The following is a 14,173-nucleotide window of genomic DNA, read 5'->3' as shown; positions in this document are numbered from 1 at the left end:
GGACGAGTTCCCGTAAAATTCAAACATTATGTCAGTAAAAATCAGATTACAAAGACACGGTAAAAAAGGAAAACCTTTTTTCCACATCGTGGTTGCAGATTCTAGAGCTAGAAGAGATGGTAGATTCATCGAAAAACTAGGTACTTACAACCCAATTACTAACCCGGCAACTATCGAATTGAACGTTGATTCTGCTGTAAAGTGGTTAAACAACGGTGCTCAGCCTACTGATACTGCTAGAGCTATTTTATCTTACAAAGGTGCTCTTTACAAAAAACACTTACAAGGTGGTGTAGCTAAAGGTGCTTTTGACGAAGCTGAAGCTGAAAAAAGATTCAATGCTTGGGTAGAAGCTAAAGATGCTAAAGTACAAGGTAAAGTAGAAGGTTTAGCTACTGCTAAAGCTGATGCTAAGAAAGCTGCTTTAGAAGCTGAAGTAAAAGTAAACGAAGCTAGAGTTGCTGCTGCTGCACAAGCTGAAGCTGATGCTAAAGCTGCTGAAGAAGCTGCTAACGCACCTGCTGAAGAAGTTGCTGCTGAAGCTGCAGAAGGAGAAGCTCCTGCTGCTGAAACTGAAGAAAACACTGAAGCTTAAGAACAAACCCTGTTATGCGTAAAGAAGATTGCTATTTTTTAGGAAAAATCACACGCAGACACGGACTTGCGGGTAACGTTATCCTTAAATTGGATACCGACCAACCCGAGCTTTACAATAAATTGGAATCAATATTCGTTGAAATCAACGGATTATTGGTTCCATTTTTTATTGAAAAATCATCATGGAGCAAACTGGATGCTCTGAATCTTGCATTCAAAAACTCTTCTGAAGCTATGGTAGATCAGGTGCTGGGTAAAAGTGTTTACCTTCCGCTTGCTTCACTGCCAAAACTTTCAGGAAAACAATTCTATTACCACGAAATCATCGGATTTGAAATTCTTGATCAGAATGATAATAACTGCGGCGTGATCAGATCTGTAAACGATCAGACAGCACAGGTGTATTTCATTACCAATCTGGATGGAAAAGAAGTGGTAATTCCTATGATCAAAGACTGGATTCTTGAGGTAGACAGAGAAGAAAGAACCATCAAAATGGAACTTCCTGAAGGTCTTATTGATGTTTTTCTGGTTCCTTCAAAGAAAGACGAATAGTTTTGCAATAAGCAATAAGCAATAAGCAATAAGCAATAAGCAATAAGCAATAAGCTATTCTTTCTCACTTTTCTACATTACTCATTACTGATTATTCATTACTCATTTTTAAGGCGGGTAAAAGATAATCCTGTACTATTTTTTCAGATTGCTGGTGTGCATAGGGCTTGTTGTAGGCTTGCGCTGTAATTACTATGACAACTGGTATCTGAGTGAAAATAATAATCTTATTTCCTCCATTTCCACTGGATTGGAAAGCTTCATAACTTTTGTTTCCCACCTTGTAAATCTTTCGCCAGAACAGATAGCCATATCCTTCGAAATCAGGATGATCAGGAAAATAATTGGTGAAGGATTTTTTAATCCATTCCTTACTCAATATCGTTTTTCCATTCCAGTCGCCATTATTTTTATACAACTGTCCGAATTTTGCAAGATCCAGTAGTCTCATACGGAGTCCTCCCGCCAAAGAAGGCTTCTGCTGTGGTGTAAACTGCCATTTATAGCGGGTGATTCCGAGTGGCTGGAATAATGTTTTGTCTGCATAATTTTTTAAACCTTTTGGAACTGTTTTATCCAAAATATCTCCGGATAATACAACACCTGCCGTAAAATAACTCCAGTTTTTACCGGTTTTATTCCCTGCCAAAGGCAGATCCAGCGTAAACTTTACCCAGTTTTCTGTCGGGTACATATTTTCTTCATTTCCCGGAGATTCAGAATCTTCATCGTTTCCGTCAAATCCTGAACTCATTATCAGTAAGCTTTTTATAGTAATATTTTCTTTTTGAGAAGAATAATTTTTAAAAAGTTTCAGATCATAAAATTCTTTCAGAGCCTGATTTTCGCTTTTTAAATATCCATCCTGGATTGCAATTCCCGTTAAAGCAGAAGAAAATGATTTTCCTACAGAGCGCGTATCCTGTAATGAATCTCTTCCGGATCCGTTAAAATATTCTTCAAGAAGCAATTTTCCTTCCTTTATAACAGCTATTCCGGTGATATTTTTGAACCTGTTTTCTGCAATTTTCTTATTCAGGTTTCTGATGATTTCTGTATTGATGTTTTCCTTGGAAATCTTCCATCCGCTATCAGGCCGGATAGGCTGAACAGCCATTTGTTCCTCAGGAATATTTTGAGCAGGAACAGTGAGATTGATTTGTCCTTCTGCAATGACTGATCCTGTTCTGATCGTTGAAGTGGTAAGGTAAGGGCGGATTTCAATTTTTAGAACATGATTGCCTGCTGACAGTGCATCAATTCCGTCGTGAGCCATATAAAAACGCATCCATAAATACCTTCCCCATGAATCTTCATTTTTACTGCTGAGAAGAGGAATTCGTAAGCTGGTTTTGAATTTTTTATGGTCGGAAGTTCCCGCTCCTGTATTAAGGTTTTCCTCATAAATAAGTTTTCCGTCTACATAAAATGAGAACTGATAATTTCCTTTTTTCAACAATTCATCCACAGTCAAGCCGGGTTCAAGCTGATGAAGATAATTGATCAGCGAGTTATCAAAAAAAGCATGAATACCAAGATCTCCGTTTTCCTGAAATACCGCAGAAGTGAGAATATCTGAATCTTTCAGGTTGTCCAGCGGCGTATTTTGTGAAAGGAAAACAATCCTTCCACTATTTTTTTTCTGAACCGGATTTTCAATTTTTTCAGGATTGACAATATTGTTGTTTTGTCCGTGGTGAAGACAAAATATAAAAATAAAGATCAATAGTAGAAATGATTTCATCTCAAAGAAGTATTTAAACAAAAATAATAAACTTCTTTAGAGTGAAATAGAATGAAATTAACATTGCTATTTTATAATGATCATTTCAAAGCGGTGCTAATTGAAAAGCTTTCTGAATTCTCCTGGTGACTGATTTGTTTTTTGTTTAAAAAGTTTGCTGAAAGACTGTGGATGCTCAAATCCCAGCTCATAAGCAATTTCACTGACAGACAAACTGGTGGTGCTTAAACGTTCTTTCGCAGCATCAATTAATTTATTCTGAATATGCTGTTGTGTATTTTGCCGGGTGTGAAGACGTAAAAGTGTTCCCAGATAATTGGGAGAAATATTCATCTGTTCAGCAATACACTTCACTGATGGAATCCCGTTTTCAAGGAGACTTCCGCTTTCGAAATATTGAGAAAGAATGTCTTCAAATTTATATAACAATTCGTGGCTTGATTTTTTTCTGGTGAAAAACTGCCTTTCATAAAAGCGGTCTGAATAAATCAATAACAATTCAATCTGGGCAATAATCAGATCCTGTGTGAATTTATCAATATTGGCCATATATTCCCGTTCGATATTTTTAAATAGATCAACAAGGATTTTCTCTTCCTTGTCAGAAAGGAAAAGTGCCTCTTTCACCTTATAGCTAAAGAAATCGTAAGACTTTATTTTCCGGGTTAATGAAGTATTCCACAGAAAATCAGGATGAATAAGCAATAAATATCCTGTAGGTTCTGCTTCTATATCCGGATTGATTTCCAGACTTAAATACTGTTGCGGGGAAACGAAACAGAGCACTCCGGAGTTAAAGTCGTATTGCTGTTGTCCGTAATTGAACTTTGGAGTGACATTTTTTTTCAAACCAATGGAATAAAAATTCTGGATCCATCTCAATTCTTCATTTTCCACAACATAGCGGACCTTGCTGTAATCGATCAGGCTGATCAGCGGATGCTCAGGATTCGGAAGACTGCAGAAAGCATGAAAATCGGATATAGAATTAAAACGAACAGGTTGTTTCATATAACGAAGTTAGTTGTTTTTTCAAAATGATAACACATTGATTCAAAAAGTCTTCGGCTCCGCTAAGACTGACCTCACTAAAATTTTATATTGAATTCAGGAATATAAATTAAAACATTCAGTATTAGAATTGTCATCCTGAGCGGAGTCGAAAGACATGATTATCTTATTAAATTGCAGTAGAAACAGTCAGGCTTTCCCATTTCTCAGCATCTTTCTTTAAAATATCAATTTTGTTATTCAGAAATTCCATCGTTCCTACACCCAATAATAAATGTACCGGAGGATTTTTCTCTTTACTGATCTGAATCAGGACATCAGCTGCTTTTTCAGGATCGTTAGGCTGATTTCCATTGATCTCATTAAGGTGAGCCTGTTCCGAATTTCTTGCCGCTTCATAAGCCTGGATAGGATTGGCGGGCGTTTTCACAGAATCCTTAGTTAGAAAATCGGTACGGAAATATCCCGGGTAAACCACGGTAGCATGAACTCCGAAATCTTTTACCTCTTCAGCCAAAGCTTCCGTAAATCCGGCTACGGCAAACTTTGTAGAACAGTAAATTCCCCAGCCTGGAAAATTAGCAGAATATCCTCCGACAGAAGAAATATTGAAAATGTTTCCTGACCTTTGTTCACGCAGATAAGGCATGGCGTTTCGGATCACATTTAAAGTTCCGAAAACATTCACTGCATAATTTTCTCTTGCTTCCTCATCAGTAAGTTCTTCAAGCGTCCCGATCTGGCCGTAGCCTGCATTGTTGACCACCACATCAATTTGTCCGAAATGGTTTACTGTTTTTTCAATAGCAGATTTGATATCATTATTGTCTGTGATGTTTACGCTGAGCGGAAGGAAGTTTTCTGAAGTTTCTCCAATGTTGGAGATCAGGGATTCAACGGTACGGCTTGTTGCAGCAACCTGAAATCCTTCTGAAAGTAATTTTTTCACCAGCTCGAAACCTAAGCCTTTTGAAGCTCCTGTCACGAACCATACTTTTTTTGTTTCCATTTTTAAATATATTTTTGTTTAAATGATGGTACAAAGATGAAAACTTACGAAAAGGGAAATGTATCCAAATCGGGGAATGATGTATCCAAATCGTGAATGGTGCTATTTAACGCGTGTCAGTCTGAATGAAATGCAATGTAATGAAGAATCTCAACAATCAAGTTTCAATGATTTTTCAACAGATTCCTGTATTTCAAAGGAGTAATTCCGATATTTTCTTTAAAACATCGGATAAAGTGACTCTGATCTGAAAAACCACATTCCAGAGCAATATCCGTTAAAGAATAAGGTGAATTGAGAAGTTCCATTGATTTATTAATCTTTAGTTTTCTGAGGTATTCCCCCAGATTGCAATGGAAATGTTTATGGAAATCCCTGCTGAGATGAACAGGATGAATGTTTAGTGTTTTGGAAAGTTCTGTAAGACTGAGATTTTCTGTAAAGCTTTCATGAAGAATTTCATTGATCCGGCCTACCCACAAAGGCTTTCTTTCTGTATCTTCCTTCTGATGAGTTAATTGGCTGAAAAGATGCAGTAATAACTGATTAATATTTAGATCAAAAGAAATATCATTGGTTTTGGTTTCCCTGAACATCTGATAGACCAATAGTTTTAAAGCAGGATCTTTTATGTTAAAACTTCCTTCCACTTTATTTTTCTGAATATCAAACCGATCAAACCAGCTTTGCGAAAGCTCAATGTGAAAGCCTCTTGTGAAAATATCCGGTTTACTATTATAGTGCGGATCTTCCCAATGATGATACAATAATGTCCCTGCAGAACAGCCGTAGGTTTCTTTTCTGTTTCCTTCGGTCATGTTGCCCTGTAGAAGAAAAGTGAAATAAGCATTTTCATGATAATGCCAGTCTACGTAAGGATGAGTATACTCCGTATCGGTGATGGTCAATCCTTCCAAATTGACCATTTGATTGGTTTCCCCAAAATATTTGCCGCTACGAAGACTGTTCATGATAAATTTTGTTTTAATCTGTCGACCTGCTCATACATCTTATTAAAAAATATTTTCCTCTCTCTGTTTCCGGATTCGTTCAGTGATCTTGAGTTTTTGATCTGATGTTCAAAATAGCTCAGAGAATCTTCGCACGTCATTTTATCATTGGTCATCATATATCCAAACATGCTGAAAGGCACAAAAAAGGAACACTGTTCTTCATTTTTGAATAAAATACTGTTGTTTAAAATTACTAAATCATTGACATAGATCTGAAAATTATTTTTTTCCAGTGTTTTAGTCTCCAGTTCTTCCAGTAATTTTCTTAGGTCTTCCAGAATAAGATCCACTTCATTTTTCTTTAATAATCCCATTTCATAATAGAATGAAATTTGTCTCAATACACTCATAATGGTAGTGTCATTCCATATTTCCGTTACATTTTGTTTATCATAAAGATCTTTCAGCATCTCATTTTTTATAGAATGGTATTCCATAGTAAACCCATGGAAAGGGCTTAAGAACTTATCTTGATTCAGTAAATTCATCCATACATAAAACTTGAAACGGGATAACATTGAATCTGAAATGGTATAAAAAAACGGGATGTCTTTTGCAGAATAAAATACTTTGGAATTGTTAATGTTCTGAAAAACATTCAAAATCTTCAGAGAGTTTTCAAAATAGTTTAAAAGATCTTCTGTAGTTTTTACAGGCTGTGTTCTTTTGACAACCAATTGATTTTCCGTTCCCAGAAACTGATCCAATGAGATCTGATAGTATTTGGCGAGCTCCAGTGCTTCTTCAAAACTGAACTTGGCTTTCATAGAAGTTCTTCTGTGAGCGGCATCATAACTGATATTAAGAATGTTGGCGATCTCATCATTCAAAGATTTCTCACCGATTTTTCTTCGGATTTCCTTCAATAAAGCCTCCTGGTGCATAGTTTTGTGATTTTCACAAATGTAGTATTTTTTTTGTGGAAAGAGTTTTTGATTTTTTGTTTTTAGAAGGCTGGAAGCTTGAAGCTTGGAGAAGGGAAGTATTGGAGGTCGAAAGAATCAATACCAATTTAAAAGTAATTGGAATTATAATCACTATTGATCACCCAAAGTAACTTCCAGCTTTCTTCTTCCGCTTCCAACATTTTGCGATTTTCGCAAACAGGATGTTTTTTTTAATTTTTTTTCACATTCGGAACTGGATCTTCAGCAGATAATTTTGAACTGTAATTTTAAAATAAGAGTTATGAAAACACGAATTTTATTAATAGCAGTTCTTTTATTCAGCAGTCTGGCTTATGCATCAGACAATTTAAAAGTAGATTCTTTGAAACCGAGATTGATTGCCGCTTCACCTTCAAAGAATGTCCGAAACGTCAATGGGATTTTATTCAAATATTTTGATGAAGAAGAGCATTTTAAACCTAAAAAAGTAAACGGTTTGGGAATGGGATTCAATTTTATGGGTGTTTTCCTGCCACCGTTAATGCTGTTCAATTTAAGTTTACCCAACAACGGTGATTATGTCATTGTTCCCAGAGAAAAGATGAATACAATCAACGGACTTCAGTTGTCGCTCATCAATATGGAACCCACAGTTACTAACGGGCTGGAAATTAATGTATCGAGTAATATCAATACGTATGCGGTGACCAATGGAATGTCTGTTTCTCCCTTTTTTAATGTGCATCACGAGATGAAAGGTGTTTCTGTAGCGCCATTGGCTAATATCGGGCAGAAATGCAGAGGAATCCAGATCGGTTTGTATAATCAATGTAAGGATTTCCGGGGCATCCAGATTGGTGGATGGAATGAGAACGGAAGAAGGAAGCTTCCTCTTATCAACTGGAATTTTAAGAAGCAGAAAACAAAAAAGGCGCTGCAGGAGAGCCGCCAAAATAAGTTTTAACCATTACATCATCAAGCCATGAAAAATTATATGCTAATCTTATTTTTACTGATGCTGTCAATATGTGTTTTTTCACAAAATACAGTGAATGATACCTTGAAAACCCATATTGAAGAACCTTTCGATTATAAAAAATATTACGACTGTGATTTTGGAGAAGGGAATGTTTTGATTGTCATTAAAAAAGGAAAAGAATTTACAGATCTGACAGATTTAAGAAAATCAGGGAAAGGTTTTGCCATTAAAATGGAAGCCATCTACAGTATGGAATTTGAGGATGGACAAAGGTATGAATCAAGTGTGGTGAAAAGTATTACCCAGGACAGTATTTCAATCACAAATTTTTTCAATGAGAATGCTGCAAAGCTCGCAGGACAGCCCTTTAAATTAATTACCTATCCTCTGTCATCTTTGAAATATGTCCGCTTTATTGATGACAGAATGCTGTCCTTGTACAGCAGGAAAAATATTCAGAAGAATTTTGATGTCATGGTGAAGAAAATGGATAGGGCAAAAATGTGTCCTGCTGTAATCCGATTCAGAGATAGAAACAATGAAATGAAGGTCTGCCATTTCTATCTTACCTCTCAGGGCTATGATCTTCTCTATGAAGACAACGGAAGGGTATATTATATGGAAGGTAAAATAGAATGGAAATAATTTTGAGAGAGTACAGTTTTTTTAAGCTGTCTCTCTTTTGTTGATTAAATTACCATTGCTTTTAATGAAAATATGGATAAATACACGAAAAAAGCAAAAGCTGTGGTGTATCTACTGAAGAAAAATAATATTTTTGTAATATAGCCAGGATGAGTGATGAAATTAAAATATTTACTAATGTTATTGGTTATTGGGAATGTGTTTTTTCATGCACAAACCAATAATGTTGAAAAAAATATTCCCGAAAAACGGTCTTATGACAAATTGGAAAAAGAATTCTACAGCCATGTCGGGGATGTGAACAGTAAAAGCATTGCAGAAAGCTATCTTAAAAAAGCAAAATCTGAAAAAAATACAATTCAGATTGCTGAAGGATATGTTATGCTCCATTTTGGTGAGACTCTGCCCATTGCATTAAAATATCTTGACAGCTTACAACAGATCACCAGGAATTCCAAAGAAAATATATATCCGGCCAGAATTTATCTTTTAAAAGGGAATCTGTATTTCAGAAATGATAATCTTCAGGCTGCATTGAATAATTATATTTTAGGTCTGAAATATGCAAAAGAAAAAGGAAATAAAAGGCAGATTGCCATGGCGCATATCAGTATTGCCTCCCTTAATAATTATATTGGTAAACACGCTGAGACAGCTAAAGTTTTAAGACATTATGCGTATGATACCGATTATATGAATGAAGATGAACAGAAATCTCTTAAGTTGAATCTGGCAGACGCCTATATAGAGATCAATAAAATGGATTCTGCTTATACATTGATACAGGAAGGCTTACTGGATTCCAGAAAAAATAAAAATCTTTACCGATATTACCAGAATCTTGGGCTGCTGGGATCTTATCATCTGCATTTGAAAAATTATCAGAAAGCAATTAACGCCTTATTGGAGTGCGAAAAATATTTCTTTACAAATACTAATGATAAAAGAGACCAGAATTACACTCTTTTATACCTGGGAAAATCCTATGCCGGACTTCAGGAAAAAGAAAAAGCAGCAGGCTTTTTCCACAGGATCGATTCTTTGGTTCTTAAAACGAATTATATTTATCCCGAGCTGAGAGATGTATATACTTATCTCATTGATCATTATAAAGAAAATAATGATATAGAAAAGCAGCTGTATTATGTGGACCGGTTTTTAAAGGTGGATCAGGTACTGTATACACAGTTCAGGTATATTTCCAGAGAGCTTCCCAGAAGATATGATACTCCGGAACTGCAGCAGGAGAAAGAAGATATTACCAATGAACTTACAAAAAGAAAAAGCCTCTTTTATATTGTGCTGAGCCTTTTGTTGATTTCGCATTTGCTGTTTATCAACGTTTATTTTAAATATAAAAAATCTGAAAAGAACTATAAAAAGATCGCTCAGGATCTTATTCAATCCGTTAATGAAAACAGGGTAGGGAAAAAAAGTGACGGGGAAATTAAAAAGGAAATTTCATCAGAACCTCTTCTCACAGAAAATACAGAAGATAAAACATCAAGAACTATTTCTGAAGATATTGCCAGGAATATTTTACATGAACTTGAGATATTTGAAAGCAAAGATCAGTTTTTGAATAAAGGAATCACGTTGGGAAGTCTGGCAAAAAAAATAAAAACAAACTCAAAATATCTGTCAGAAATTATCAATACTTACAAAGGGAAAAACTTTGCAACCTATCTCAATGATCTCCGTATTGATTATGCCATCAGCAGACTGGCCAATGACAAAAAATTCAGGTCTTATAAAATTCCTTTTATCGCCGAAGAATTAGGATATAATAATGAACAGGCTTTCACTTTAGCCTTCAAAAAAAGAACCGGAACACCACTTTCTATCTACCTGAAAGAAATTGAAAATATGTCTGTAGATTAATTTAATCGACTGATTTTCAATTTAATATTGTTTATAGATTCATGATTTTAGGTATATAAATTTATGAATCTATAAACCATTCCCTTGTATCATTATTTCACTTCCTGCATCTTTGCTTCAGGTAAAAACACAACCATTTATTTTGTATGTGCACAATACAAGATATCAGTTCCAAACTCCTGATTATTTAAACTCCAGGTCTGGAATTGTATCAGAAAAAGAATAACAAATGAGGGTAAAAACAGAAATAATAACCAGAAAATTAAATGTAAATAATGAAGTACTTGTTTAGAAATTTAGAATATAAAGTGTAGTGATTATTTAAAAATCATTAAACAGTATAAATCCGGTGAATCCGCCACAGTTTAAAAGTATAGTATAGTCTAAAAATGGATGTAAGCCCCGGTAATGACCACTAACGCATCACCTAAAAACTAATAACCATTTCAATAACTAATTCCATGAAAACTCAGAATAAAATCATATTTTATTCTTTTTTAAAAGTGATCGTGTAAGTGTGTTCATTCCGGGTATTCCGGATTTTATTGAAGTTCAGGATAATATTGAGTGGAAATGTACCTGAAAATGCAGAAGAGTCCGAAGAAGAAAAGGTAAATTTCCTGAACTGAGAGTTTAAATACCAGTTAAATGATTTTTAAAGACAGCGCAATCATCAAGTTGCGCTGTTTTTTTGTAACTTTGCAGACATTAATTTTTATATAAAAAATTTATCATCAACAAATGAAAAAGCAAACGATCAAAGAAATCCTAAAGGATTACAAGAAAGTATTACATCATGACATTACTGTTTACGGATGGGTAAGATCCTTCCGTGCTAATCGCTTTATTGCGCTTAATGATGGTTCTACGATTAATAATTTGCAGATAGTTGTTGATTTCGAAAATTTTGATGAAGCAATCATCAAGAATATCAGTACGGCTTCTTCCCTGAAAGTGGTAGGAGAAGTGGTGGAAAGCCAGGGAGCAGGACAATCTGTGGAAATTATTGCTAAAAAGATCATTATTTTAGGAGATAACTTTACAGAAGAACTTCAGAGTACAATTCTTCAGCCGAAGAAACACAGTCTTGAGAAACTTCGTGAGCAGGCTCACTTAAGATTCAGAACAAACCTTTTCGGAGCGGTGTTCAGAGTGCGTCACGCAGTAAGTTTTGCTGTTCACTCATTCTTCAACCAGAACCAGTTTTTCTATATCAACACACCGGTAATTACAGGTGCAGATGCAGAAGGAGCAGGTGAAATGTTTGGGGTAACCAACTTTGATCTGAACAATATGCCGAAAACTGAAGAAGGTGAAATTGATTTTGCACAGGATTTCTTCGGTAAAAAAACAAACCTTACCGTTTCAGGACAGTTGGAAGGAGAAACTGCAGCTATGGGATTGGGAAGAATTTATACATTCGGACCTACTTTCCGTGCTGAAAATTCCAACACGACAAGACACCTTGCCGAGTTCTGGATGATTGAGCCGGAAGTGGCATTCAACAACCTTGAAGATAACATTGACCTTGCGGAAGATTTCTTAAAATATGTGATCCAGTATGTATTGGATAACTGCAAAGATGATCTTGAGTTCCTGGATAACCGTTTTGCGGAAGAACAAAAGACAAAACCGGAAAAAGAAAGAGCAAAAGAAGGTCTTATCGAAAAACTTCAGAATGTGGTAGCGAAGCGTTTCAAGCGTGTAAGCTATACAGAAGCGATCGAAATTTTATTGAACTCTAAAGAAAATAAAAAAGGAAAATTTGCTTACCCTGTTGAAAAATGGGGAACAGACCTTCAATCTGAGCATGAAAGATACCTTGTTGAAAAACACTTTGAAAGCCCGGTAGTATTATTTGACTATCCGAAAGAAATCAAAGCTTTCTATATGAAACTGAACGATGACAACAAAACCGTTGCTGCTATGGATGTTCTTTTCCCTGGTATCGGTGAAATCATCGGAGGATCAGAGAGAGAGGCAAGATTAGATGTCTTAAAACAGAAAATGGCAGATATGCACGTAGATGAGCATGAACTTTGGTGGTATCTTGATACCAGAAAATTCGGTTCTGTGCCGCATGCAGGCTTCGGTTTAGGATTGGAAAGATTGGTTCTTTTCGTAACAGGAATGACGAATATCAGAGACGTAATTCCTTTCCCTAGAACACCGAAAAGTGCTGAATTCTAGAACAATAAAAAAAGCCTTAATCACAAGTTAAGGCTTTTTTTATTCTTTAATAGTTTATTATATTAGGACAAGTAATGCAAAAATCATGCTAAATATGTTTTTTATCAAATAAATTTATTAAATTCGTAGAATATGTTATGTTAAAACGCCAAATAAGAATATGCTTAAACAACACTTACAACTCAAATTAGGACAGAAGCTGGCCCCTCAGCAGATTCAGTTGATGAAGCTTATTCAGCTTCATACTCTTGAATTTGAAGAGGAGTTGGAGAGAGAGTTGGAAGAAAACCCAGCTTTGGAAATTGCAAAAGAAGATTCTAAGGAAGATGACTATTCTTCCCTTGAAGACGCTTATCAGGATGAGGGTACAGACAGCATTGAAACAGATTTCGACGTCAACGAATATATCTATGACGATGAACCCAGCTATAAAACCGCATCCAGCAACTATTCTCCGGATGATGAAGAATTTGATAACGAGAGTCTTTTAACGGAAGGACAGTCCTTATATGACTATCTTACAGAACAGATTCACCTGGTGAATATCGGTGAGGAAGATCTTAAGATTGCAGAATACCTTATCGGAAATTTAGATACAGACGGATATCTGAGAAGAGAGATCAAATCAATTGTTGATGATCTTGCCTTCTCACAGGGAATCTATACCACTAAAGAAAGAGTGGAGGATATCCTTGAAAACTATGTGCAGAAGCTGGATCCGCCGGGAGTGGGAGCAAGAGGCCTTCAGGAGTGTCTTTTACTGCAGATCGAAAAGAAAGTAAGCTCTGATAAAGCTGTTTCTTTGGCTGCCAATATCTTAAGACATCAGTTTGATGCCTTAACCAATAAGCACTATAACAAGATCATTCAGAAATATGATATTGAAGAAGATGATCTGAAAGATGCGCTGGATGAAATCTCAAAATTATCTCCGAAGGTTGGAGGAAACTTTGATACCCAGACGATTACGATCAATCAGGAAATTATTCCGGATTTTGTAATTCAGGTGAAAGACGGACAGGTAATTCCTATGCTGAACAGCAAAAATGCGCCTACTTTAAGAGTGTCTGAAGAATATAAAGATATCCTGACAACCTATTCCCATGATAAAAACTCGTCGGAACACAAGCAGGCTGCTTTATTTATCAAGCAAAAACTGGATGCTGCAAAATGGTATATTGATGCAATTAATCAACGTCAGAATACCTTATTACAAACGATTACAGCGATTGTAAAGTTCCAGAAGGATTATTTTATTACAGGTGACGAAAAGTCCCTGAAACCAATGATCTTAAAAGATGTTGCTGATATTACAGGTTTTGATATCTCTACGATTTCAAGGGTGGTAAAAAGCAAATATGCAGATACGCCTAATGGGATTGTATACCTTAAAGATCTGTTCTCAGACAGTTTAACCAATGACGATGGAGAAGAAGTTTCTACCAAAGAGATCAAAACCCATCTTCAGGAAGTGATCAGTAAAGAAAATAAAAGAAAGCCGCTTACAGATGATGCGTTGGTGGTGATCCTGAAAGAGCAGGGCTATAATATTGCCAGAAGAACGATTGCAAAATATCGTGAACAGCTCAATATTCCTGTCGCAAGATTAAGAAAAGAACTTTAAAATATAAAAAAGCATTTCAGTCTGAAATGCTTTTTGTT

General features: G+C 35.7%; 12 protein-coding genes. 7 read left to right on the top strand and 5 right to left on the bottom strand.

From position 1 onward, the window contains the following. Window positions 1–28: 28 nt before the first annotated feature. The gene (locus tag LIV57_RS15840; protein ID WP_089689918.1) at window positions 29–595 is read left to right on the top strand and encodes a 30S ribosomal protein S16; all 567 of its coding nucleotides are present in this window, start codon (window positions 29–31) and stop codon (window positions 593–595) included. A 14-nt stretch (window positions 596–609) separates the two neighbouring features. Next, on the top strand, window positions 610–1,152 hold the full coding sequence (rimM, locus tag LIV57_RS15835) for a ribosome maturation factor RimM (RefSeq protein WP_227943400.1): 543 nt from the start codon (window positions 610–612) through the stop codon (window positions 1,150–1,152). Between the two features lie 91 nt (window positions 1,153–1,243). On the opposite strand, the gene LIV57_RS15830 is transcribed toward rimM, so the two are convergent. The 5 genes from LIV57_RS15830 to LIV57_RS15805 form a co-directional block, all read right to left on the bottom strand. Continuing rightward, entirely contained in the window at window positions 1,244–2,896 is a 1,653-nt protein-coding gene (locus LIV57_RS15830; protein ID WP_227943399.1) for a serine hydrolase domain-containing protein, read from the bottom strand. Window positions 2,897–2,992: 96 nt separating this feature from the next. Beyond that, window positions 2,993–3,907 carry a helix-turn-helix domain-containing protein gene (locus LIV57_RS15825; RefSeq protein WP_227943398.1) on the bottom strand — a complete coding sequence of 305 codons (915 nt, stop codon included), beginning with the start codon at window positions 3,905–3,907 and terminating at the stop codon, window positions 2,993–2,995. Window positions 3,908–4,076: 169 nt separating this feature from the next. Next, the gene (locus tag LIV57_RS22925) at window positions 4,077–4,916 is read right to left on the bottom strand and encodes an SDR family NAD(P)-dependent oxidoreductase (RefSeq protein WP_262908362.1); all 840 of its coding nucleotides are present in this window, start codon (window positions 4,914–4,916) and stop codon (window positions 4,077–4,079) included. Between the two features lie 164 nt (window positions 4,917–5,080). Then, window positions 5,081–5,887 carry a helix-turn-helix domain-containing protein gene (locus LIV57_RS15810; RefSeq protein ID WP_227943397.1) on the bottom strand — a complete coding sequence of 269 codons (807 nt, stop codon included), beginning with the start codon at window positions 5,885–5,887 and terminating at the stop codon, window positions 5,081–5,083. Beyond that, window positions 5,884–6,813, bottom strand: a complete 930-nt coding sequence (locus LIV57_RS15805; RefSeq protein ID WP_227943396.1) for a helix-turn-helix domain-containing protein — start codon at window positions 6,811–6,813, stop codon at window positions 5,884–5,886. Before LIV57_RS15805 ends, LIV57_RS15810 begins: the two co-directional genes overlap by 4 nt. 304 nt (window positions 6,814–7,117) lie before the next feature. Between LIV57_RS15805 and LIV57_RS15800 the strand changes: the two genes are divergently transcribed. The 5 genes from LIV57_RS15800 to rpoN all read left to right on the top strand — a co-directional run bounded on the left by LIV57_RS15800 (window position 7,118) and on the right by rpoN (window position 14,135). After that, a complete protein-coding gene (locus LIV57_RS15800) occupies window positions 7,118–7,780 on the top strand; it encodes a hypothetical protein (protein ID WP_227943395.1) in 663 nt (220 codons plus the stop codon). Window positions 7,781–7,810: 30 nt separating this feature from the next. Next, complete coding sequence (locus LIV57_RS15795) at window positions 7,811–8,440, top strand: hypothetical protein (RefSeq protein ID WP_227943394.1); 630 nt, start codon at window positions 7,811–7,813, stop codon at window positions 8,438–8,440. 177 nt (window positions 8,441–8,617) lie between these two features. Continuing rightward, window positions 8,618–10,321 (top strand): helix-turn-helix domain-containing protein, encoded by a 1,704-nt coding sequence (locus LIV57_RS15790; RefSeq protein ID WP_227943393.1) that lies wholly within the window; start codon window positions 8,618–8,620, stop codon window positions 10,319–10,321. 741 nt (window positions 10,322–11,062) lie between these two features. Continuing rightward, window positions 11,063–12,511 (top strand): asparagine--tRNA ligase, encoded by a 1,449-nt coding sequence (asnS, locus tag LIV57_RS15785; RefSeq protein WP_047420790.1) that lies wholly within the window; start codon window positions 11,063–11,065, stop codon window positions 12,509–12,511. Window positions 12,512–12,671: 160 nt separating this feature from the next. After that, window positions 12,672–14,135, top strand: coding sequence for an RNA polymerase factor sigma-54 (gene rpoN / locus LIV57_RS15780; RefSeq protein ID WP_110010057.1), 1,464 nt, complete (start codon window positions 12,672–12,674; stop codon window positions 14,133–14,135). The last annotated feature ends 38 nt before the right edge of the window (window positions 14,136–14,173 follow it).

It is taken from the genome of Chryseobacterium sp. X308, from assembly GCF_020733145.1.
In the GTDB taxonomy this organism is placed as follows: Bacteria; Bacteroidota; Bacteroidia; order Flavobacteriales; family Weeksellaceae; genus Chryseobacterium; species Chryseobacterium cupriresistens.
Note: the sequence above shows the minus strand (reverse complement) of the source record. Positions and strands in the feature narration are given on the sequence as shown.

Bases quoted from the DNA above. Each gene is read 5' to 3' on its own strand.
- LIV57_RS15840 (WP_089689918.1), top strand. From the start codon at position 29: ATGTCAGTAAAAATCAGATTACAAAGACACGGTAAAAAAGGAAAACCT.
- rimM (WP_227943400.1), top strand. From the start codon at position 610: ATGCGTAAAGAAGATTGCTATTTTTTAGGAAAAATCACACGCAGACAC.
- LIV57_RS15830 (WP_227943399.1), bottom strand. From the start codon at position 2,896: ATGAAATCATTTCTACTATTGATCTTTATTTTTATATTTTGTCTTCAC.
- LIV57_RS15825 (WP_227943398.1), bottom strand. From the start codon at position 3,907: ATGAAACAACCTGTTCGTTTTAATTCTATATCCGATTTTCATGCTTTC.
- LIV57_RS22925 (WP_262908362.1), bottom strand. From the start codon at position 4,916: ATGGAAACAAAAAAAGTATGGTTCGTGACAGGAGCTTCAAAAGGCTTA.
- LIV57_RS15810 (WP_227943397.1), bottom strand. From the start codon at position 5,887: ATGAACAGTCTTCGTAGCGGCAAATATTTTGGGGAAACCAATCAAATG.
- LIV57_RS15805 (WP_227943396.1), bottom strand. From the start codon at position 6,813: ATGCACCAGGAGGCTTTATTGAAGGAAATCCGAAGAAAAATCGGTGAG.
- LIV57_RS15800 (WP_227943395.1), top strand. From the start codon at position 7,118: ATGAAAACACGAATTTTATTAATAGCAGTTCTTTTATTCAGCAGTCTG.
- LIV57_RS15795 (WP_227943394.1), top strand. From the start codon at position 7,811: ATGCTAATCTTATTTTTACTGATGCTGTCAATATGTGTTTTTTCACAA.
- LIV57_RS15790 (WP_227943393.1), top strand. From the start codon at position 8,618: ATGTTATTGGTTATTGGGAATGTGTTTTTTCATGCACAAACCAATAAT.
- asnS (WP_047420790.1), top strand. From the start codon at position 11,063: ATGAAAAAGCAAACGATCAAAGAAATCCTAAAGGATTACAAGAAAGTA.
- rpoN (WP_110010057.1), top strand. From the start codon at position 12,672: ATGCTTAAACAACACTTACAACTCAAATTAGGACAGAAGCTGGCCCCT.